This is a genomic window from Pseudarthrobacter leeuwenhoeki, from assembly GCF_055412885.1.
In genome coordinates, this window is the sequence record NZ_JBVAYY010000007.1 from 194761 (window position 1) to 214445 (window position 19685).

Below are 19685 nucleotides of genomic sequence, written 5' to 3' on the forward strand. Positions count from 1 at the left end.
CCTGTCGGGCCGGCGCCGTCGTGCCCGGAACAGGGAGTGTCAGGCAACCGGGGTGGCGGCGGCCAAACGGCCGTCCACCATTTCAAGAACGCGGTCGCAGTAGCCGAGGACGTCGTTGTCGTGGGTGACCATGACGGTTGCGACGCCGTGTTCGCGGCTCTCCTGGGCCAGGAGTTCCACGACTTCGCGGCTGCGGGCCCGGTCCAGGGACGCCGTCGGCTCATCCACGAGCAACAGTTTCGCCCCGGTGACAAGCGCGCGGGCGATGCCGACGCGCTGCCGTTCGCCGCCCGAGAGCTGGCCCGGACGGTTGGCGGCGCGGTGGGCCATGCCGACAGACTTCAGCAGGGGAAGGGGATCGAAGGTCCTCGGACCGCCTGCGAGCCGGTTCACCAGCCGGAGCTGGTCCGCTGCGGTCAGTGCGGGAATGAGGTTGCCGGACTGGAAGACGAAGCCGATGTTGGCCAGCCGGAAGGCGGCGCGTTTGCCCTGGCTCAGCCGGGACAGGTCCTGGCCGTTGACCGTGACCCTTCCGGCGTCCGGGGCGGCCAGTGCGCCCGCTACGGCGAGCAGCGAGGACTTGCCGGAACCGGACGGGCCAACTATCGCGAGGAACTCACCCCGGGCGACCTCGAGACTGACGTCATCGAGGGCCGTGACGCGGGTGTCGCCATCGCCAAGTTCCATCACCGCGTGGCGGATGGACAGGCCGGTGGCAGCCCGGGTGTCAGCAAGGACCGTGCCGGCTGCGGGAAAGGTGGAGTTGGTCATCGCTGGCCTCCAAGGGCGTTGAGCGGGTCGATCCGGGAAATGCGCACGACGGCGACGGCGGCGCCGATCAGGCCCAGCCCGATGGTGAGTGCGGTGGCGGTGGCGATCGGGGCGGCCTCGAGATCGAACGGCATGGCGTCCGGCATGGCCGCTCCGAGTCCAAGGCCCGCGGCGATTCCCGCGGCGGTGAAGGCCACTAGGAGGATTGCCGCTTGGGCCAGTCCATCCCGCAGCAGGTAGCCGGTCGAGGCGCCGATGGCCCGCAGGACGGCGATCTCGTGCTTGCGCTGGATGGTCCAGACGGTGAAGAACGCTCCAACCACGAGGGCGCAGATCGCGTAGAGAAACACCTGGATCATGCTCAAGGTGAGGGTCTCGGCCTCATAGCCGGGGGAAGCGTTGAAGGCGGCGGACAATGTCTTGCTGGATGTTCCCGCGGCCGTGTCGCCGGCGGAGAGGTCCAGTTGTGCGCCGGGCTTGGCCTGGACGGCGATCACGCTGGCGGTATTTGAGGTCAGCGAGGACAGTTGCGCGGCGCCCGGGGTTCCGGCCGCGGCCTGGCCGGAGGCGATCAGTTGCCAGGTCTTCAGCGGCAGGTAGGCGACATCGACGTGGCCGAACGTTGCCTGGCCATCGGTGAAGCCGACGACCCTGAGCTTCGTGTCGATCCGGTCCAGCGTCACCACCGTGCCCAGTTCCACTCCCTCGGCCTTCGCGGTCGAGGAAACGACGACGCCGTCAATATCCCCAAGACCGGTCCCCGAGGACGTTGACGGTTCCAGGAAGGAGCCGGGGTCGACACCGAAGAGCGTGAGGTCAACCTGCTTGCCGGCCTCCGTGGTGGCATTGGCCATGCTGACGCCCATCATCGAGGCGGCAGCGACGCCGTCAACGTCGCGCCAGGCGGTGAGCTGTTGGTCATCGATCACCGATCGGGAAAACGCGTTGTCGGTTTTGGTGCCCTGGTCGAAGGCGAATGCTGTCACCGGCATCGACTTGAGGCCGGACACGCCGTCGTTGACGAGGCCGGAGGAAAGGCCGGAGAGCATGACCATCAGTACCGCAATGAGTGCCACGACACCGCCCATCAGGCTGAAGCGGCCACGCGCGAACATGAGTTCGCGGAGTGCAAGGAACATTGGACGTCCTAATCTAGCGATGGAGGAACAATGCTGACATCATGTCAGCATCTTTCCGACAGCTTGTCAGGAAAAATCGGTTCCCTCAAGTTAGGCTTCGGGGAGGCAGCCGGAACCTGCCCGGCAACCCGTAGCCGGCGCCTCAGTTCCCGCCCTGCAGCCCGTTCGCGGCGATGTACTCGTCCAGGGTCCCGGCGGACAGCGCAGCGGCCACGGCGGCGGTCGCGGCGGGGTCCTGCCGGATGATGGACTGGCCGTCCCTGCTGGTTCCGATGCCGGCGGTGGGGAGCGTGAAGAACACACCGTTGCCGGGAGGCGTGCTGCGCAGGCTGTACGCGAGCTGTTCCAGCGACCCCACGGTGAGTCCCGGGGAGACGGTGACGTGGGGGAGGACGGTCTGCACCAACTGCTTGACGGTGTTGCGGTCCGAGAGCCCGCCGTCGGCCGCCATCTTGGCCATCACAGCCTTGAGGAAGGTCTGCTGGTTCCGGACCCGCTGGTAGTCGCCGTCGGTGAAGGCTTTGCGCTCCCGGACAAAGGCCAGGGCCTGCGCGCCATTGAGCCGGTTCACACCCGGCGGAAAGTACACGAAGTCGTCGATCGTGCCCTGGAAGGACTGCGTGACGTTGACATCGACCCCGCCGAGGGCATCGGTCATGGCCGCGAAGCCCTGAAAGTCCAGCATCACCGTGTGGTCAATGGGCTGGCCCAGCAGCGCCCCCACGGTCTGCGTCATCAGCGGCACCCCGCCCAGTTCCAGCGCGGCGTTGATCTTGGCCGCGCCGTGGCCGGGGACATCCACCCACAGGTCGCGCATGATCGAGATGCCGTAGATGTTCTGCCGGTCTGCCGGGAGATGGATGAAGATCAGTGCGTCCCCGCGCTGGTCGGAGGTTCCGCCGGATGCCGCGACGGCCCGGTCGTTCACCCGGCTGTCGCTGCCCACCAGCAGGATGTTCAGTGCCGTGGGCGGCGGATCCGGGGTCGGGGTGGGTTCCGGCGTGGGGGCGGGAGGTGTCTCCGGGGCCGAGGTTTGCGCCGGGGCTGCGGTTTCGGTGCGCGGCCGGGTCAGCAGGAAGGCGGCCGCGGCCACGGCGAGGACCATCAGCCCGGCGATGACGGCGATGGTTATGGTTCGACGGCGGTTCGTTCCGCCCGGCGCCGCCGGTGAGCCTGCGGCTGCTTCTGCTGGTTCCGGCGACGTTCCCATGGCCGGACACTACCACCGCTGTCCGTCCCCTTCACACCCGCGCTGGCGTCCCGAGGCCTTTCCTGCTCATGACGCCCCAGTCCTTGCTGCCCCGGGCGTAACGCCATAGTCCGAGCAGCCGCCAGAAAACGGTGAGCTGACGGTAGCCAACACCCTCCACGACACTCCAGAAAAGCAGCAGCAGCAGGTCGGGCCACCGCTGGTACCGCCGGTACGTCAACTCCTCCAGCGCGATGACCGCCACGTTCAACAGCACACCCCAGCCATAAGCCACCGCCAGAAACAACACGGCGAACGTCACATCGACCGCTCCGAGCATCAATCCCAATGGCACCGCGACCACCCCCAGCGCCTCAACGACCGGACCCAGCAGCTCCACCACCAGGTAGTAGGGGTACACCACCAGGCCTAGGGCACGGTATCGCGGATTGAACATTACGCCCCGGTGCCGGCGCAGCACGTCGGTCAGACCACGGTGCCAACGGTCCCGCTGCCGTCCGAGCACACGCCAGGACTCCGGAACCTCGGTCCACGCCACCGGATCGGGTACGAAGTCCACCCGGCTCGCGGTCCCGCGGTCTTGGCCCTGGCGCCGCAGGTCGGCAATGAGCTCCATGTCCTCACCCACCGTGTCGTGAGTGTAGCCACCCACCTCCAGCACCGATTCCCGGCGAAACAGACCGAAGGCGCCCGAAATGATCAGGTTCCCGCCGAGGTTATTCCAGCCCAGCCTTCCGAACAGGAACGAGCGGAGATATTCCACGGTCTGGCAGCCTGCAAGCAGCCCCCGGGGAACCCTCGCGTCCACTACGCGCCCGTGGGCCACCGTGGAACCATTGGCAACGCGGATGGTACCGCCGGCGGCCACCACGTTCTCGTCGGTCAGGAAAGGCCGGACAATCCGCAGCAGCGCATCGGGCTCGATAAGCGTGTCGGCGTCGATGGCGCACACAAGCTCGCCTGTTGCGCAGTTGAGGCCCGCGTTGAGGGCGTCGGCCTTCCCGCCGTTCTCTTTGTCCACCACCAGTAGCTGGGGATGGATTTTTGAGCGGTAGAGGCCCCGGACGGGCTGGGACTGCACTTGGTTGCGGAAAATCGGGTGGATTGGGTACAGGTCAAAAGTGCGGATAAGCACGTCAAGGGTCGAGTCTCCGGAGCCGTCATTGATGAGCACCACCTCCAGCGCCGGGTACTGGAGCATCATCAGCGCGTGCACACTTTCAGCCACGTTAGCTTCTTCGTTGTACGCGGGCGCGAGGGCACTGATCGTCGGTGTCACGGCGGACCCGAGCAGGCCAACCCGGTCCTCCTGCCATACCCGCTGACGATGACGGCGCATGCCCGCCGTGGCGCTGACCAGAAGGGCCGTTTGGCAACCGTTGACCACAATGAAATAGGCGAACACCGCCCACGCGAAACCTGCCAAGACCATGGTGACGAAGTCGTAGATCATCTGAGCTCCTGCTCGTATACGGCGAACTCTGCCGGTGTGGTCAGTTCCGGCGCTCGCTGGTCCGGGCTGGCGCGGTCCAGCACCTGCCGGGCCATGTCCTGCGCGAACCGGTCCGTGCTATGGAGTGCCCGCTGAAGGTACAGCTGACCGGGGGCGCCGAGCCGGGCGAGCGCCAGGCCGGCCGCGCGGCGCACTTCCCAGGCTGGATCGCCCAGCCGGGCGGCGAGCAGGGGCGAGCTTGGCCAGTGCCCCAAGCCGCCCAACCCGGCCGCGGCCGTCGCCCGGACCGCGGCCGCGGGGTCTGTAAGGAACCCTTCCAGGCCCTCGACGCCGTCGGTCCCGCCACCGGAAGCGATCACCTGAGCGACGGCGGCCCGAACCGCAGGATCACTGTTACTCCGGTGCGCCAGCGCCGGTCCAGTCAGTGCGGAGTCGTGGACGCGGGACGCGACGCGGAGCGCGGTGGCCAACGAGGCCGGGACCGCTTCGGCCAAGTGGCTAATGATCGCGGGCACGGCGTGGCGGCCCATCCGGATCAGGGCGCCTTGGGCGGTTACCCGGCAGGCGAGAGCCTCGTCGCTGAGCATCCGGACCAGCCGGGCGGCGACTTGCGGGCTTGGCTGATTCGCCGCTCCGGCGGCCGCGGCGCTGCGCACTTCCGGACGGGGGTCGTCGAGCAACCGGGGGACTGTGGCCTCGCCGGCGCCCAGTATGAGCAGCAACCGGACGCCCTTGAGACGGCGGGGCCATCGGGGGCTGGTGCACCAGCGCGCGGAGCGCTGCGCAAGCGCCACGTACGCGGGCAGCTCCGCAAGCCGTGCCCGGCCCACATCGTCGACGCTGCGCGTTGCTTCGGCCACGACTTCGATTGTCTTGTCCAGCGGAAGCCGTGGAAGGGCCGGACGCTCCGGGTCGCCGCCCAGAACCCGGGCCAAAATATGCATACTTTCCCGCATCGCGGGCCGCACCCGCGCGGCGCGAACCCGCTGGAACACAGCATGGCCGAAAATGAGGCTCAGCCCGGCACCGAGGATCCCGGCTTCGGCGAGCAAAACACCGGTCAGCACGTCGTACAGCTGCATGTCACTCTCCCAGTGCCCGGCGCACGCGCTGCATCAGCACAGGCACGCTGAACGGTTTGGCGACGTGGTCGAATGCGCCCAGTTCCAAGGCATTAACGATCTCCGCCTCGCCGGAGTGCGCGGTCAGCATAATCACGCGCGTGGCAGCAAGGTTGCCCGCGATCGCCATCTGCCGCAGCACACCGAACCCGTTGAGGGCGGGCAGATCGACGTCGAGCAGGACGACGCGCGGCCGCAGCGCCGGCGGGCTGCCCGTCAGCTCGCCCGCTGCAGCCTGCCCGTCGGTGAAGTGCCGAAACCGGTAGCCGCGCGTGGTCAAGGCATGCCGGAGCAGCTCCGCGAGCAGCGGATCGTCTTCAACAACGACAACATCCACATCGTATTCGGCGGCGACAGTTTTGGCCGTGGGCGTGACGGTCCGGCCAGCAGCAAGCGCATCCGCGGTACGGTCAGTCAGCACTTCGGCGCGGAGCACCCGTGTGCGTTTCAGCCGGTTCAGGACACGGCCCGCCAGGTCGGTGCCGACGAATGGCCTGGCCATAACGTCGTCCGCGCCGGCGTTGTAGAGTGCGGCCACAGTGGCCGCATCGTCGTATGCCGTCAACAGGAGCACAGGCAGGTTTGCCCATCTGGCGTCGCTGCGGAGTACCCGGCATAGTTCGGCTCCGCCAGCCCCGGGCAAACCCGATTCAAGGATCACAAGGTCCGGTTGCTTCTCCTCCAACACCTCCCAAAAATGCGCCGGGTCCGCCAGCCCCACCACGCCCAGCCCCGCGTTCTGCAGGGCGGCCCGAACCGAGGGCACGCCCGCCGGCACGTGGTCGAGGATCAGCACTGTGCTTCCGGGTGATTCGGGGGGTGCAAGCAGGCCCTGCACCGCGCTGAAAAGTTCCTCGGGGGACGCCTCAGCGCTGAGGAATCCGAGGGCTCCCGCGCGCGCCGCCGAGACCCGGTCGCAGGGTGCGTCGGACGGCGTCAGGGCCAGCGTGGGAACGGGAGGATCCAGCGCGGCCAGGCGCGCTATGAGGTCAAGGCTGCCGTCGCCCTCCCTAAGGTCGATCAGCGCGGCGTCGGGCTGTGGCCCCTCCTGCGGTAGCCAGCCGTGTGCACCGATCGTCAGGGATTGGAAACCGCGGTCGATGGCAGCCGCGGCCAACTGTTTCCGGCGCCCACGGCCAGTCACCGCGATGGCCACGAGGGGACCGGCGGTGGTGACAGCTGCAGACTGGCCCGCCGGGATTGCCGGCACCGGCTTCAAGGAGTGGTCCACAGCGGCTTCCGCAGCAGCTGCCGGGTCTCGGCTGAGGTCTCGCCGGAGCGCCACCACTTCGTCGGCCGCTACAAGTGTCCGGTCAAGTGGAATAGGGGACGTTCCCGCCAGGATCCCCTCCAGCGTGCGGGCCGCCTCGGAGGCCCGCCCGAAGCCGAAGGTGCCCGCGGCACCGGCGAGCCTGTGGGCCTCACCTTCGGCGGCAACGCGATCCTCCGGGGACAGCCGTCCTTCAATGATGCCCGCCACCGCGTCCTCGAGCACAGCCACGCGCCCCATCACTTCATCGCGGTTGTTGTTCCAAATGGCCCTGATCACCGACGTCGGGTCAATCCTGACGCTTGTCTGCGCGCCGGTCATGGCTCCCAGCCCAGGATGGCCCTGATCTGGTCACACAGCGTCATGGGGTCGAAAGGTTTCGGGAGCATGCCGGCTACTCCAATGGCGGCAAACCGGCTGCGGTCGGCCGGCTGCGTCTTTGCAGTCAGGAGGATGACCGGCACGTCGCGCGTTTCCGGGTGTTCCTGCAACAGGGCAAAGGTGGCCGGCCCGTCCAGCCCGGGCATCATAACGTCCAACACGATTGCATCCGGCGGACTGGTGCGCGCCTTCTCGAGGCCTTCCGGCCCGGAGGCGGCCGTTTCGACGTCGTATCCGCCCACCATTTCGAGCACGGTGCGGGCAACCTCCCGGATGCCCTGGTCGTCGTCAACTAACAGGATGCGCCGGGGATTATCCATGGGTCACTACCTTTGCGTTATCGGTCAGATGGCCGAGCAGGTCCACCACGATTCGTTCGAACTCATCCGGGTTAACCCGTCCCTTGGTAAAGAACCCGGTTTTCCCGAGACGCAGCCGCTTCCGGTCGGTCTCGCTGAGGTCACGGGCGCTGTAAACGGCCAACGGCACACTGCGCAGCCGCGCGTCCCGGCGCAGCTGCGCCACCACAGCGAAACCATCCTGGTCCGGCAGCTGAAGGTCAAGCACCATCAGGTCAGGGACGATATGGGCGCACAATGCCAGTGCCTGCCGGGCGGTGGGCGCGTTGTGGACCTCGATGCCAAGCTGGCGGAATCCCTCCGTCAGGACGGCGGCCAAGCCCTCGTCATCCTCCACGAGCAGCACTTTCGGTCCCTTACCCCGCTTACCGATGGCCTCGCCGACGGCGGCCAACAGCCCAGCCATGTCCAACGGCTCGTCAACACAAGAGAGACTTTCAGATTCAGCCAAAATCTTGTCACCGTCGAAGCTCAGGAAGACCACCGGGATTTCCCGGGTCGCGGGATGGTCGCGCAGACCGACGACAGCCTCCCAGGTGGCCACCTTGGGGGTCCTTTGTTCGAGCAAGATGACGGAGGGACCGTGCTGGAGGCACGCGTCGAGGAGCAGCGAGCCGGCAGTCACCTCGATCGGTTCATACCCGTGCGGCAGCAGCATCTCCATGATGCGGGCCCGTACCGAGGCGTCCTCGCTGAAGACCACGATCTTCGGTCCGCTGGGCGCGTCTGCCCTCACCTCCAGGCCCGCGGCGCAGGCGTCCGGCAGCGTCATGGTGAGCGTCGCACCGCCGCCAAGGCTGCTTTCGGCCCAGATCCGGCCGCCGTGCTGTTCCGCGATGGTGCGGCAAATGGCCAGGCCCAGGCCCGTTCCGCCCTTCTCCCGGGCATCGGAGCCATCCACCTGCTGGAAACGGTCGAAAATCCGTTCCAGGTCTGCAGCAGGAATACCACGGCCCTGGTCGCGGACTTGAATGGTCACCCCGCCCGCCTCCAGACGGACCACCAGCCGGACCTCCGCGCCGGCGGGCGAGAACTTGATGGCGTTGCTGAGGAGGTTGGTTATGGTCTGTTCGATGCGATCCGGGTCGACCAGGTGGACGGCGGGCCGGGCGTCGAGCGTCAGGTGTACCCCGGCGCCGTCGGCCATGGACCGCATCACCTCCATGGACCGCTCAGCCAGGACGGCGACATCGGTTGCCTGCAGCTCCAGGGCCACGTTGCCGGAATTTAGCCGCTCGATATCCAGGATGTCATTGATCAGCCGGACCAAACGGTCTGTGTTGTGGGCAGCGATATCCACCATCTGCTTTCCTCGGGGGTTCAGTTCGCCCAGGAGACCAGCCCGCAGCAGGCCCAATGCCCCGTGGATGGAAGTCAGGGGAGTCCGCAGTTCATGGCCCACCACCGAGATGAACTCGTTCTTAACCCGCTCCGCGGCGTGCCGTTCGCTGATATCGCGGATCGTGCAGCTGAACACGCGTTTCTCGCCGTCGGCGGTGGTCCAGGCGGTTACTTCAGCGGGAAACCCATGGCCCGAGCGGTGAAGCAGCGGATGTTCAAAATGCTCTGTAGGCTTCCCCGCTTCGTCGGACCCACTGGCCAGGCCGAGCAGCCGCCCAAAGGATTCCTGTTCCCCTGCCCCCAGGACCAGCGAAATCAGGGGCTGGCCTATCGCCTCAGCCCGGGACCACCCGAACGTTTTTTCGGCCTGGCCGTTCCATTCGGTGACCAGTCCCGCCGCGCTGAACTGCAGGTAGGCCTCGCCTGCGGACTCCAGGATCCGCCGGGTCAGTTCCTCACTCCGCTGAACCGCCGCGAATGCGGCATGCTGCTCTGTGATGTCCAGCAGGGTGCCCACCATGACGCGCGGAGCGCCGGGTTCATCGACGATCTCGCCCCGGCTGTGGACGACCATCTGGGTACCGTCAGTGCGGCTGGAACGGCACACGATATCGAGGGTGCCGTCTCCCTCGGCCACCCGCGCGCAAATCTCCGTGACGCGTTCATGATCTTCCGGATGCAGCGTCGCGAGCCAGGTGTCCGGGGACTCGTCACTGCTGCCCGGCTCCATACCGTACAGCTGGTAGAGCCCACGCGACCATTTGACGGAATCCGTCGCGAAATCCCATTCCCAACTCCCCAGCCGGGCGATTGTCTCGGCGTTGGAAAGGCGGTTCTCGCTGAGCCGCAGGCTGCGCTCCTGTTCAAGCTGCGGCCGGAGGTCCCGCATCACTTCCGTCACGTAGTAGCCCTCCGGGAAATTGTCGTCGCGGTGCAGATGGGACGCGACATCCACGGGAATCGATTCCCCGGAACCGGACAGCAGGGACCGGTTCCCCCGCCACCGGCCGGCCCTGACGAGAGCCGGCATGTCCACCTCCTGGATCCGTTCCAGCTCTTCGGATGAGAACATGTCCTGGATGGTGTATGCGCGGATGTCCTCCTCCTCGGCGATGCCGAGCATGCTGCGGCCGCTGGAGTTCATCCACTGCACCTGGCCATCGGACCTGCCCACGACAACCAGGTCGGGGCTGGCCTCCACGACGGAGATCAGCCGGTCGCGTTCCGTCTGTGCACGGCGGTGCTGAGCGTCGAGGGCACGGCGTTCCCGCAGGTCATGGATAGTGATCACGGTGCCCTGGTATCTCCCGGACCCTGTGATGGGACGGGCGATGAACTCGACGGGCAGCGGCTCCTGGTCGAGGCCCCCAAGGGAGATGTGACCATCCGCCGGTTCCGTGCGGCCGACGGCGGCACACAACGCGCACCCGTCGGGGTTGTCTGTTTCGCTGTTCCCCGCGGAGGTCCCGGCAGCGGCGTCCGCCACCGGCCGGCGGTGCCTCAGTGCGCGGTGGTGATCCTGGCCCACCAGGGCGTCGGCCCGGTCAGCGCCGATCAGCTCGCAAAGTGTTTGGTTGACGAATATGATCCGGCCGGCTTTATCGACGCCGTAGACGCCATCCCCGGCCGCGTCCAGCACGCGCTGAACGTTCCTGCGCTCCGCTTCGGCAAAACGCCACGAAACAAGGCCGGCCACGCCAGCCACGACGATGAACCCGCCGCGGACGAATGCTGTGGGGACACGCGGGAGCGAGCTGGGAATACGGATCATAAAACGATTATGTCGGATATCTCGAAAGCGAAATCACACTTAACTTCAACCGCCCGAAAATTGCAGTTAAATAGGTGCAACTCCGCTCGCAACAATTTGGAAACTGTACTGAACGATTCCATTTCACGCCGGAGCCGCTGTCCGTCAAAAGATGCGGGCGGCGGAGAGGTTAATGGCTCAGCTGTACTGGCGGGCGAACCGCAGGATCGTGAGGATGGCCGGGGCCAGCTCGTCCTCCATCCGGTTGTACAGTTCCTGCCCGCGCCGGTAGGGGTCCACCACGTCGTTGTCGGAGGGATCCGGCGCCAGCGCCAGATGCCGCACGGACGCCGCCCGGGCGGGGAGTCCCCGCCAGAACGCCGGAAGGTCGACGGCGGCCGAGGGCGCGTCGCGCTGCTCCAGGACCTGCAGCATCCGGGAAAATTCACGGATGGTGAAGGTCCGCTTCAGCAGGGACGCGTCCATCTGCATCACGGCGCCGCGGTGCTGGGCGGTCATGGCCAGCACCAGGTCGGATTCCTTGAGGATCTTTGGGGTCAGCAGCCGGGCCGCGAAATCCTCGGGCGTCCCGCCGTAGCTCTTGATGATGTCCGCGGAGGGCGGCTGGATGGGATCGCCAACCATGGCCCGCGTTCCGGCGCTGCGCACCACGAAGGCGCCGGGCTGCACCTCGTCCAGGCCGGCCTGCAGCAGGCGCTCGGCAACGGGGGAGCGGCAGATGTTGCCGGTGCACACGGTCAGGATTCGAACGGGGTGGGGCGTTTCCACTGGGAGGCTCTTTCAGGGGTGGGGGGCAGGTCGGCGCGAACCGGGAGCTCCAACTTAACATGGGGACGGCGGCCGGTACCGGTGAACACCCCTTCTGGAGCGCCCGGGTGCTTGACGCATCTCCCGCCTTCCGCATATCCTGAACGAACGGTCGGTAATTATTTATCGGAAATGCATAGGAGCAACCATGGCAGCGCAGACCCTGCAGTCAGTGCCCGGAGAGCCAACAGCGGCCCGGCACGAACAGAGCCTCGAAGATGCGGCCCGGCGCGACGCTGAAGGCCAGGCATACTTCGACAAAGTCATGGCGGATGACTCGCGGATCGAACCCCGCGACTGGATGCCCCCGGCATACCGCAAGACCCTGCTCCGCCAGGTCTCCCAGCACGCGCACTCGGAGATCATCGGCATGCAGCCGGAAGCCAACTGGATCTCCCGCGCCCCCAGCCTCAAGCGCAAGGCCATCCTGATGGCCAAGGTCCAGGACGAGGCCGGCCACGGCCTGTACCTGTACTCCGCCGCAGAGACCCTCGGCCAGCCGCGCGATGAGATGAACCAGGCGCTGATGGACGGCAAAGCCAAGTACTCCTCCATCTTCAACTACCCCGCCCGCACCTGGGCGGACATGGGTGCCATCGGCTGGATGGTCGACGGCGCCGCCATCGCCAACCAGGTGCCGCTCTGCCGCGCCTCCTTCGGCCCCTACGGCCGCGCCATGGTCCGTGTCTGCAAGGAAGAATCCTTCCACCAGCGCCAGGGCTTCGAGATCCTGCTGGAACTCTCCCACGGCACGCCCGAGCAGAAGCAGATGGCCCAGGACGCGGTCAACCGCTGGTACGCCCCGGCCCTGATGATGTTCGGCCCGCCGGATGACGACTCGCCCAACTCCAAGCAGTCCATGGCCTGGAACATCAAGCGCTTCAGCAACGACGAACTGCGCAACCGCTTCGTCGGCATGATGATGGAGCAGGTCAAGGTCCTGGAGCTCACCCTCCCGGACAAGGACATCCGCTTCAACGAGGACACCAAGAAATGGGAGCACGGCCCGCTGGACTGGGATGAATTCCACGAAGTCCTCGCCGGCCGCGGCCCCTGCAACGCCCAGCGCCTGGAACGGCGCCGCGAAGCTCACAACAACGGCACCTGGGTCCGCGAAGCCGCCGCCGCCTACGCGGCAAAGCAGAGCCTCAAGCAAGAGAAGGAATCAGCCGCATGACCACCCCCGAACCGCACGCAGGAAACGTCTGGCCCATCTGGGAAGTCTTCGTCCGCTCCAGCCGCGGCCTCTCCCACGTCCACGCCGGCTCCCTGCACGCGCCGGACGCCGCCATGGCCCTGCGCAACGCACGCGACCTGTACACCCGCCGCAACGAAGGCGTGTCCATCTGGGTTGTCCCGGCTGACGCCATCGCCTCCAGCGATCCGGACTCCAAGGGCGCGTTCTTCGAGTCGCCCCAGGGCAAGGACTACCGGCACGCCACGTATTACACCAAGAGCGAGGGCGTGAAGCACCTGTGAGCACCTCACCTGAAACCGTCGGCCACGGAGAGATCTCCGTCGGCGTCAAAGGCTCCGGCAACAGCGGCGAGGCCACGGCCAGCGCCACCCGCATCACCCCCGGCAACGCCCTCCGCCCCGAGGACATCGCCCAGGCCGTCAGCCGCGGCACCGCCAAGCCGGGAGAGGACGTCGCCGAGTTCGCCCTGCGCCTGGGCGATGACGCCCTGATCCTGGCGCAGCGGCTGGGCCACTGGATCTCCCGGGCCCCGGAGCTCGAGGAAGACATCGCCCTCGGCAACATCGCCCTGGACCAGCTGGGCCACGCCCGGTCCTTCCTCAGCTACGCCGGCGGACTCGACGGCCGGAGCGAGGACGACCTCGCATACTTCCGCCGCGAGCACGAGTTCCGTTCCGTGGAGATCTTCGAACTCCCGAACGGCGACTTTGCCGTCACCATCGCCCGGCAGTTCGTCGTCAGCTACTACCAGTTCGAGCTCTACCGCCGGCTGACCGAATCCACCGACGCCACCCTGGCCGGCATCGCCGCCAAGGCCGTCAAGGAAGTGGACTACCACCGCGACCACAGCGCCCAGTGGGTGCTGCGCCTGGCCCAGGGTACGGATGAGTCCCGCGAGAAGATGATCCACGGCTTTAAGGTCATCTGGCCCTACGTCGACGAGCTGTTCCGCGACGACGAACTCACCGCCCGCCTCGCCGCGGCCGGCGCCGCCGTCGAGCCCTCCAGCCTGCGCGCCGACTTCGACCGCCTCACCGGCGAGGTCCTCGCCGCAGCGGAACTGGACGTTCCCAAGGTCCAGCCCGCCCCCGGCGGCGGCCGCCAGGGCCTGCACTCCGAACACCTCGGCTACCTCCTCGCCGAAATGCAGGTGCTCGCCCGCGAGTACCCCGGAGCCAGCTGGTAATCATGGCCGAGATGGACACCAAGACGGCCGAGCAGAAGGCCTGGGACATCGCGGCCACGGTCTGCGATCCGGAGATCCCGGTCCTCACGGTCGCGGACCTGGGCATTCTTCGGAACGTCCAGTTGTTCGACGACGGCGGCCCGGTTCCCGCGGTCCAGGTCACCATCACACCGACCTACTCCGGCTGCCCCGCGATGGACGCCATCCGTGACGACCTCACCACCGCGTTCCAGACTGCCGGATACCCCCACGTCCGGGTTGAGCTGGTGCTCTCCCCGGCGTGGACCACGGACTGGATGACGGAATCCGGCAAAGCCAAGCTGCAGGAATACGGCATCGCGCCGCCGTCCGGGCACTCGGCCGCTGTGCGGCACGCCGGGCCGATCCGCCTGTCCCTGGCCGTCAAGTGCCCGCAGTGTTCATCGCTGAACACCAAGGAGCTCACCCGCTTCGGTTCCACCTCCTGCAAGGCGCTGTACGTCTGCCAGGACTGCAAGGAACCGTTCGACTACTTCAAAGTTTTGTAAGGAACAGGTGCACCCATGACTGTTGTCCGCCAGACCGCCGCTGAAACGGCTGCAGCCACCGGCCGCCGCCGCGCGTCCTTCCACCAGCTCACGGTGGATGAGGTCCGCCGGCTCACCGATGATGCGATCGAGGTGACCTTCGGAGTACCCGCCGGGCTCGCCGGGCAGTTCGATTACCTCCCGGGCCAGTACGTCGCCCTGCGCACCACCCTGTCGGATGAGAACGGCGAGCCGAAGGAAGTCCGGCGCAGCTACTCGATCTGCGCCGAACCGCGGAGCTTCGCGGACGGCAGCAGCGAGATCCGGGTCGCCATCAAGAAGGACCTCGGCGGGCAGTTCTCCACCTGGGCCAACGCCGAACTCAAGGCCGGCGACGTCATGGACGTGATGAGCCCGATGGGCGCGTTCGTGTCCAAGCACGGCCGGGACGGCAAAGAGCAGAACCTGATGAACTCGATGAACCACCCGGAAGAGATGGCCAGCGAACTCGCGGGGGAGCCCGGCTCCTTCGTCGCGATCGCCGCCGGCTCCGGCATCACCCCGGTCATCGCGATTGCCCGCACCCTGCTCGCGGCGCACCCGGAAACCCGCTTCGACCTGGTCTACGCCAACAAGGCCGCCATGGACGTGATGTTCCTCGAGGAACTCGCCGACCTCAAGGACAAGTACCCGGCCCGGCTGGCCCTGCACCACGTGCTCTCCCGCGAACAGCGGATCGCCCCACTGCTCAGCGGCCGGATCGACGCGGAAAAGCTGCAGGCCCTCCTCGGGACCGCCATCCACGCCGACGACGTCGACGAGTGGTTCCTGTGCGGCCCGTTCGAGCTCGTCCAGCTCTGCCGGGACACCCTGGCCGGGCGCGGCGTCAACCCGGACCACGTCCGCTTCGAACTGTTCACCACCGGCAAGCCCGACCGTCCCGAGGGCAACGCCGGCCGCCCGGTGGTTGTGGACGAGTCCCAGGCCACCTACAAGATCACCTTCAAGCTGGACGGCCTCCAGGGTGAGGTGGCCAGCCCCACGCACGCCCGCGAATCGATCCTGAACGCGGCCCTGCGGGTCCGCCCGGACGTGCCGTTCGCGTGTGCCGGCGGCGTCTGCGGCACATGCCGCGCCAAGGTGGTCACCGGTGCCGTCACCATGGACGAGAACTACGCGCTGGAACAGGATGAACTGGACAAGGGCTACGTGCTCACCTGCCAGTCGCACCCCACCACGCCGGAAGTCACCGTCGACTTCGACGTCTAAAGTACCGACCCCGCTTTCCGCCCCGATCCCAGGAGCCCCATGATTTCCCTCTCCATCGCCGGCGGCATCGCCGAGATCGTCCTGAACGCCCCGCACAAGCTCAACTCGCTGGACGGGCAGGCCCTGAAGGATTTAGCACAGGCGTACGACGACGCCGCTGCCGCCGCCTCGCGCGGTGAGGTCCGTGCGCTGCTGCTGCGGGGAGAAGGCCGCGCGTTCTGCGCGGGGCGGGACATCGCCGGCGTGACGCCGGAGACCGACGACGTCCAGGCCTACCTGGGCGGGCTGCTGCAGCCGCTGCTGAAGAAGATGTCAGCCTTCCCGGCCCCCACCTTCGCGGCCGCCCAGGGCGCCTGCCTGGGCGTGGGGCTGGGCCTGCTGCTGGCCACGGACGTGGTGTACGTGGCGGAGAACGCCAAGTTCGGCTCCCCCTTCGCGAAGCTGGGGGCCACGCTCGATTCGGGCGGGCACTGGTACTTCACCGAACGTCTTGGCATGCACCGGACCCTGGACCTGATCTACACCGCTGAGCTGATGAGCGGCGCTGACGCCGTGGCCTCGGGGATGTTCAGCCGGGCCATGCCCGCGGCCGACCTGCTGGAGAACACCCGCGCCATCGTGGCCAAGGCCGCCACCGGCGCCACCGGCGCGTTCACCGCCAGCAAGGAACTTGTGGCGCACATCCGGGACCGGCGGCTGGGCCTCTGGGAGTCCATGGAAGAGGAGAACGCCGAGCAGGCCCGCCTCTGCCGGACCGGAGATTACGCGGAAGGGTTCCTGGCGTTCCAGGAGAAACGGACCCCGGAGTTCAAGGGCCAGTGAAATCAGGCCGCCGGATCGTCCACCATGATGACGCTGTCCCTCAGTTCGGTCCAGCGGTCTGACTCGGCGGGCAGGTACGAACCAGCGTCACTCACCACTGTCACCGGCGATCCAGCCAAGGACTTGACGCCCTCGATCTCGGTTTGCATCGTGGCCGCGGTTGCTTCCTCGTCAACGGTTGCTTCCTCGTCAACGGTTGCTTCCTCGTCAACGGTTGCTTCCTCGTCAACGGTGGCTTCCCTGGGCGGCAGGATCGCCTGGTGGGTGGTGAAGATGCAGGGGCTGTCACTGCTGCGATACGTGACGGTGCCGAGCTTGACGTCGGACATCGTCCAGCCGTCGGGAATCTTGGTGGACCAGACTGGCGGCGAGGTGAAGTCCGCATCCTGGAAGAGATACACGCTTTCGGCGCCGGAGGCTGCGGCCGGGGACTGGTCCGGGGTAGCACCGTCGCTGGCCTCCGGGGACTCCGTGCTTCGGGTGCTTTCGGTGGGCGCCGGCGCCGCTTCGGGCCCCTTGCCCGAACCGGGGCCTCCCAGGACCATGACCCCTGTAACCGCCAGGACCGCGGCTACACCCACGCCGCCGGCAACCCAGCCCCAGACGAGCATACCGCCCTTGGGCGGGGCCTGGCCGAACTGTCCCGGTCCCGGCTGGCCATACGGGCCCTGGTTGGGGGCGTCGTAGGACGGCTGGCCCGCGTTGTACTGGTCTGCGCGCGGGGGATAGGGCGGCTGCCCGGGTACGGGCTGGTACTTGCCCGGCTTACCCTGCTGGTTCTGCTGGCCGGGCTGCTGCCACCCATGCGCCGTGTCTCCTCAGCAATGAATGGGACGGGTAGGCTCTCAAGGATTTAGCACAGGCATGCGACGAAGCTCGTCTGGGTATTTGTCTTTGAGTAAGGGGATTTTGTTTATCCGGGCGTACTTGTAAGGTTCTTTTATGACTTTGGGGAAAGCAGTTAGAAAAGCCGTCATTCCTGCTGCCGGACTGGGAACTCGTTTCCTGCCCGCCACCAAGGCAATGCCCAAGGAAATGCTGCCGGTAGTCGACCGGCCGGCCATCCAGTACGTTGTCGAGGAAGCAGTTCGCGCAGGCCTGACCGATTTGCTGATGATTACCGGCCGGCAGAAGCGCGCGCTGGAAGACCACTTCGACAGTGAACCGAACCTTGAGCGCATTCTGGAGGCTAAGGGCGATGTGGACCACCTGGAGGCCGTCCAGCATGCCTCCAGCCTGGGACCGCTGCATTACGTCCGCCAGGGTGACCCGAAAGGCCTGGGGCACGCTGTGCTCTGCGCCCGCCAGCACGTGGGTGATGAGCCTTTCGCCGTCCTGCTGGGCGATGACCTGATTGACGAGCGGGACGAACTCCTGAGCACCATGATCGAGGTGCAGGCCCGGACGGGCGGCTCCGTCATTGCCCTGATCGAAGTGGACCCCGCCGAGATCAGCGCCTACGGCTGCGCGGACATTTCAGCCGTCGACGGCGAAGGCCATGTCCGTGTCAACCGGCTGGTGGAAAAACCCTCAATCGCAGAGGTCCCCTCGAACCTGGCCGTCATCGGCCGGTACGTGCTCCACCCGGCGGTCTTCGACGTCCTGGAGGAAACGCAGCCCGGCCGCGGCGGCGAAATCCAGCTCACGGATGCCCTGCAGACCCTTGCCGCCTCGGACGGCGAGGGCGGCGGCGTGTATGGGGTGGTCTTCAAGGGCCGCCGCTACGACACGGGCGACAAGCTCAGCTACCTGAAGGCGGTCATCTCCATCGCCTCGGAGCGCGTGGAGTTCGGCGAGGAGCTCAAGACCTGGATGAAGGCCTTCGTCAGCTAACCCCGGCTCCCGTGCCGCTCCGGAGGCGAACCAAGGACCTCACTAGGAGGAACCCCAGGAGGCAGCCGACGGTGTTAGTGGCGAGGTCCAGCCGGCTGGGGTAGCGGCTGGAAAGAAAGAGCAGCTGGCCCAGCTCCATAAAGCTGGAGACCAGCAGCCCCAGAGCGCCGATCTGCCACCAGGTTTTCCGCGGGAAGGCAAGTGCCGCCATGACGCCGAGGGGTATAAAGAGGATGACGTTGGCGGAGGCCTCAATAAACCTGTAACCAAGCCATGCCGGAGCACCGAGGGCGTGGATGAGAAACAGGAATCCCGCGATCTGTCCCTGCACCGGCTGGTCCACGGGGCTCGGCCAGAAGCCAACCAGCGCCAGGACGGCCAGGAAGCCTGCCAGGATGTTGCGCCATACCTTGGGCGTGGCCAGGGCCCTGATGCGGGCCTCAAAATCTCTAACCACAGAACATCCTAACCACAGCTCATCCCGAACGGGTGTGCTCGCCAAGTACTGTGACAAAGCAAAGGGTGGACGGCTCCGGGATCCCGGAGACGTCCACCCTTTGCTTTTGGCTGGTGCTTAGACTGCTGCGTCAGCGTTCGCGCGGCGGCGAACCACAACAACGGAGGTGATGCCGGCAGCGAGGGCGCCGCCGCCTACCAGAGACCACAGGAGCAGGCTGCTGTCTGCGCCGGTGTCGGCCAGTGCCGTGCCGGCGCCGTTGGAGGTGGACGCGAGTGAAGCGCCTTCAACCTTGACCGTGGACGTGACGACGTGGCCGGCTGCACCCTTGGCGGTCAGGGTGTAGGTGCCCGTTTCGCTGATGCTGAGCTGGAACGAGAACTCACCGGCGGCGTTAGCCGTGGTGTTGAAGGTTTTCGAGCCCACCGTGATGGTGACTGCCTCGCCCGGCTCAAAGCCCGCGCCCGAGAAGGTGAACATCTGGCCCGCTGCCGGGCTGCCGTCGGAGACGAAGCCGTTGGCTGGTGCGGCGTTGTAATTCGTGGCGTCGTCGGCCATGGCCGGAACTGCGCCGATGAGTGCAATGGAGCCGGCGAGTGTGATTGCTGCGAGTGTTTTCTTCATGTGTCCCCCTGAGACCGTAATTACGATTGTCACTTTATTGGTAGAGATTCCGGGTCCCCGAGTGACCGTAGGTTGAAATCCCATTTGATAAGTCCAAGCTGAGACTAGCACCTATGACGTGTGTTACCAAAGTGACTCAAGTTGCTCCAGATACTGTTTACCTGGCG

At 66.6% G+C, this 19685-nt stretch carries 19 protein-coding genes; 7 read left to right on the plus strand and 12 right to left on the minus strand.

Annotated features, from left to right (window positions below):
- Nucleotides 1–39 precede the first annotated feature (39 nt).
- The 9 genes from ACZYX4_RS08275 to ACZYX4_RS08315 all read right to left on the minus strand — a co-directional run bounded on the left by ACZYX4_RS08275 (nt 40) and on the right by ACZYX4_RS08315 (nt 11584).
- Complete coding sequence (locus ACZYX4_RS08275; protein ID WP_463875042.1) at nt 40–771, minus strand: ABC transporter ATP-binding protein; 732 nt, start codon at nt 769–771, stop codon at nt 40–42.
- On the minus strand, nt 768–1910 hold the full coding sequence (locus ACZYX4_RS08280) for an ABC transporter permease (RefSeq protein WP_463875043.1): 1143 nt from the start codon (nt 1908–1910) through the stop codon (nt 768–770). Before ACZYX4_RS08280 ends, ACZYX4_RS08275 begins: the two co-directional genes overlap by 4 nt.
- A 142-nt stretch (nt 1911–2052) precedes the next feature.
- The gene (locus tag ACZYX4_RS08285) at nt 2053–3120 is read right to left on the minus strand and encodes an LCP family protein (RefSeq protein ID WP_463875044.1); all 1068 of its coding nucleotides are present in this window, start codon (nt 3118–3120) and stop codon (nt 2053–2055) included.
- Nucleotides 3121–3151: 31 nt separating this feature from the next.
- Nucleotides 3152–4573: a glycosyltransferase family 2 protein gene (locus tag ACZYX4_RS08290; RefSeq protein WP_463875045.1), complete on the minus strand. Its 1422-nt coding sequence runs from the start codon at nt 4571–4573 to the stop codon at nt 3152–3154.
- The gene (locus ACZYX4_RS08295) at nt 4570–5655 is read right to left on the minus strand and encodes a HEAT repeat domain-containing protein (protein ID WP_463875046.1); all 1086 of its coding nucleotides are present in this window, start codon (nt 5653–5655) and stop codon (nt 4570–4572) included. The genes ACZYX4_RS08290 and ACZYX4_RS08295 overlap by 4 nt, the downstream gene beginning before the upstream one ends.
- Before the next feature lies 1 nt (nt 5656).
- The gene (locus ACZYX4_RS08300) at nt 5657–7285 is read right to left on the minus strand and encodes a response regulator (protein ID WP_463875047.1); all 1629 of its coding nucleotides are present in this window, start codon (nt 7283–7285) and stop codon (nt 5657–5659) included.
- On the minus strand, nt 7282–7665 hold the full coding sequence (locus tag ACZYX4_RS08305; protein WP_463875048.1) for a response regulator: 384 nt from the start codon (nt 7663–7665) through the stop codon (nt 7282–7284). Before ACZYX4_RS08305 ends, ACZYX4_RS08300 begins: the two co-directional genes overlap by 4 nt.
- Nucleotides 7658–10816: an ATP-binding protein gene (locus ACZYX4_RS08310; RefSeq protein ID WP_463875049.1), complete on the minus strand. Its 3159-nt coding sequence runs from the start codon at nt 10814–10816 to the stop codon at nt 7658–7660. The genes ACZYX4_RS08305 and ACZYX4_RS08310 overlap by 8 nt, the downstream gene beginning before the upstream one ends.
- 177 nt (nt 10817–10993) lie before the next feature.
- Complete coding sequence (locus ACZYX4_RS08315) at nt 10994–11584, minus strand: arsenate reductase/protein-tyrosine-phosphatase family protein (protein WP_463875050.1); 591 nt, start codon at nt 11582–11584, stop codon at nt 10994–10996.
- Between the two features lie 187 nt (nt 11585–11771).
- On the opposite strand from ACZYX4_RS08315, the gene paaA reads away from it, so the two are divergent.
- From paaA to ACZYX4_RS08345, 6 genes are read left to right on the plus strand one after another with little or no spacing between them, the layout of a single operon-like run.
- Complete coding sequence (gene paaA / locus ACZYX4_RS08320; protein ID WP_463875051.1) at nt 11772–12800, plus strand: 1,2-phenylacetyl-CoA epoxidase subunit PaaA; 1029 nt, start codon at nt 11772–11774, stop codon at nt 12798–12800.
- A complete protein-coding gene (gene paaB, locus ACZYX4_RS08325) occupies nt 12797–13102 on the plus strand; it encodes a 1,2-phenylacetyl-CoA epoxidase subunit PaaB (protein WP_136321706.1) in 306 nt (101 codons plus the stop codon). Before paaA ends, paaB begins: the two co-directional genes overlap by 4 nt.
- Nucleotides 13099–14007, plus strand: a complete 909-nt coding sequence (gene paaC / locus ACZYX4_RS08330; RefSeq protein ID WP_463875052.1) for a 1,2-phenylacetyl-CoA epoxidase subunit PaaC — start codon at nt 13099–13101, stop codon at nt 14005–14007. The genes paaB and paaC overlap by 4 nt, the downstream gene beginning before the upstream one ends.
- Before the next feature lie 2 nt (nt 14008–14009).
- Complete coding sequence (gene paaD, locus ACZYX4_RS08335) at nt 14010–14534, plus strand: 1,2-phenylacetyl-CoA epoxidase subunit PaaD (RefSeq protein ID WP_463875053.1); 525 nt, start codon at nt 14010–14012, stop codon at nt 14532–14534.
- A gap of 15 nt (nt 14535–14549) precedes the next feature.
- The gene (gene paaE, locus ACZYX4_RS08340; RefSeq protein ID WP_463875054.1) at nt 14550–15782 is read left to right on the plus strand and encodes a 1,2-phenylacetyl-CoA epoxidase subunit PaaE; all 1233 of its coding nucleotides are present in this window, start codon (nt 14550–14552) and stop codon (nt 15780–15782) included.
- A gap of 39 nt (nt 15783–15821) precedes the next feature.
- The gene (locus ACZYX4_RS08345; protein ID WP_463875055.1) at nt 15822–16604 is read left to right on the plus strand and encodes an enoyl-CoA hydratase/isomerase family protein; all 783 of its coding nucleotides are present in this window, start codon (nt 15822–15824) and stop codon (nt 16602–16604) included.
- A 2-nt stretch (nt 16605–16606) separates the two neighbouring features.
- Here the strand turns inward: ACZYX4_RS08345 and ACZYX4_RS08350 are convergent, their stop codons facing one another.
- Nucleotides 16607–17215: a hypothetical protein gene (locus tag ACZYX4_RS08350; protein WP_463875056.1), complete on the minus strand. Its 609-nt coding sequence runs from the start codon at nt 17213–17215 to the stop codon at nt 16607–16609.
- Nucleotides 17216–17546: 331 nt separating this feature from the next.
- On the opposite strand from ACZYX4_RS08350, the gene galU reads away from it, so the two are divergent.
- Nucleotides 17547–18437 carry a UTP--glucose-1-phosphate uridylyltransferase GalU gene (galU, locus tag ACZYX4_RS08355; protein ID WP_463875057.1) on the plus strand — a complete coding sequence of 297 codons (891 nt, stop codon included), beginning with the start codon at nt 17547–17549 and terminating at the stop codon, nt 18435–18437.
- Here galU and ACZYX4_RS08360 read toward each other — a convergent pair.
- The gene (locus ACZYX4_RS08360; RefSeq protein WP_463875059.1) at nt 18430–18894 is read right to left on the minus strand and encodes a VanZ family protein; all 465 of its coding nucleotides are present in this window, start codon (nt 18892–18894) and stop codon (nt 18430–18432) included. The genes galU and ACZYX4_RS08360 overlap by 8 nt on opposite strands.
- A 117-nt stretch (nt 18895–19011) precedes the next feature.
- Nucleotides 19012–19518, minus strand: a complete 507-nt coding sequence (locus ACZYX4_RS08365) for an LPXTG cell wall anchor domain-containing protein (protein WP_463875060.1) — start codon at nt 19516–19518, stop codon at nt 19012–19014.
- Nucleotides 19519–19685 lie beyond the last annotated feature (167 nt).